A 1,657-nucleotide genomic window follows, 5' to 3' on the forward strand; every position below is an offset into this window, starting at 1 on the left:
AGAAGCCGTATCTCAACCGATCACGGAGCGTGCGGGTCGAACAGGTTTCCCGCCGGGGTGATCTTCCCGTTGTACGCGCATGAAGACAGGGCCTCTCGGTAGCTCGGGGATGCGAATCTGACCGAGCAGTGCCGGGAGGCCCTGGTGTCGTTGTTGTACGCGTCCGAACCCGTTCAGTTCAACTCGGCTGCTCCATCGTGTGATTGCCTCGCGCATGTGTACGGCAATGCGGCCGACCATCCGGACCGGGAGCGCCGGTATCCCTCCGACATGTCGGACGCGGAATGGGCGGCCGTCCGGCCTTTGCTGCCGGTGCCGGCCTGGCTCCAGGGCAGAGGCGGGCAGCCCGAGGGCTACTGCCACCGCCAGCTGCTGGACGCGATCCGCTATCTGGTCGCGGGTGGGATCTCCTGGCGGGCGATGCCCGCGGACTTCCCGGCCTGGGGCCGGGTTTACGCCTTCTTCCGCCGCTGGCGCGAGCACGGGCTGATCACCGAGTTCCACGACCGGCTGCGCGGGAAGGTCCGTGAACGCGAATGCCGTGAGGCCGAGCCCACGGCGGGGATCATCGACGCGCAGTCGGTGCGGGCCGCCGCGACGGTGCCGGCCGCCTCACGCGGCTACGACGGCGGGAAGAAGGTGCCCGGGCGCAAGCGGCACATCGTGACCGACTGCCTCGGCCTGCTCCTGGTCGTCGCGGTCACCGCCGCGAACATCGGCGACCGGGACGCCGCGGTGGGCCTGCTGACCCGGCTGCGGCGCCTGCACCGCGACATCACCCTGGTCTGGGCCGATGGCGGCTACACCGGCCCCCTCGTCGACTGGTGCCGTCAGAAACTCACGCTGACCTTGGAGATCGTCAAACGCACCGACGACATGAAGCGGTTCGTGGTGCTGCCGAGGCGGTGGGTGGCAGAACGCACTTTCGCGTGGCTGATGAACTCCCGCCGTCTGGCCCGGGATTACGAAACTCTGCCCGCTTCCAGCGAGGCGGTGATCCGGTGGTCGATGGTCACACGGATGAGCCGGCGTCTGGCACGGCCACCGGCCGCCGACCGGCACTGAACATCCCCGACGTCTCCTGCAGCAGCCACCCGCGCTCCGCCAGGCGCCTGGCCTTCGAACGCACCCCCTCGATCTTCGCCGGCGTCGTCCCAAGGCCCAGACCCACCGCGATCTCCTTGGCCTTCACCGGTCCCTTGCCCGCCGACCGCCGTTCCTCCAGCGCGCCCAGAATCCGCTGGTAGTCCAGCGCCAGCACCCTCACCGGCATCCCCTCCCGCCAGGGTGGCACCACCGAGCCCGGCACTGGTGAGGGCGCCGTTTCCCGCTCTGCCTGGGCCTCGGTCACGGCAGTCGTCCCGGCCGCGGAAGCGGCCAGGGCCTCGACCAGTTCCTCCCGCGCGATCACCCGCCGGTCCAGCTCGATCTCCGCGGCCTCCAACACCTCAGCCAACCGCGCAGCTTCCTCCCGCAAGCCCTCCACACGCACCCGGGCAGCCGCCTCCCGCTCCTCCAGCATTCCCAGCACCGACGCCACCACGCACCCCTCGCTCATGAAGCGGACACAAGACGCCGCATGCCTCCCTCACTACGAGCGAAACCATTCCTGACCAGCAGAAATCAAGGGATCATGTTCGGTTGAGATACGGCTTCT

Annotated in this window: 2 protein-coding genes; one reads left to right on the plus strand and one right to left on the minus strand. The window is 69.0% G+C overall.

Going from position 1 to position 1,657, the window contains the following annotated elements; translation table 11 throughout:
* Positions 1-270 precede the first annotated feature (270 nt).
* Positions 271-1,065 carry an IS5 family transposase gene (locus ACFZCY_RS45450; protein WP_391187714.1) on the plus strand — a complete coding sequence of 265 codons (795 nt, stop codon included), beginning with the start codon at positions 271-273 and terminating at the stop codon, positions 1,063-1,065.
* On the opposite strand, the gene ACFZCY_RS45455 is transcribed toward ACFZCY_RS45450, so the two are convergent.
* Positions 1,013-1,558, minus strand: a complete 546-nt coding sequence (locus ACFZCY_RS45455; protein ID WP_391187715.1) for a hypothetical protein — start codon at positions 1,556-1,558, stop codon at positions 1,013-1,015. The two genes, ACFZCY_RS45450 and ACFZCY_RS45455, sit on opposite strands and share 53 nt — an antisense overlap.
* Positions 1,559-1,657 lie beyond the last annotated feature (99 nt).

Origin of the sequence: Streptomyces sp. NPDC007983, from assembly GCF_042958345.1 — a bacterium.
Taxonomy (GTDB): domain Bacteria; phylum Actinomycetota; class Actinomycetes; order Streptomycetales; family Streptomycetaceae; genus Streptomyces.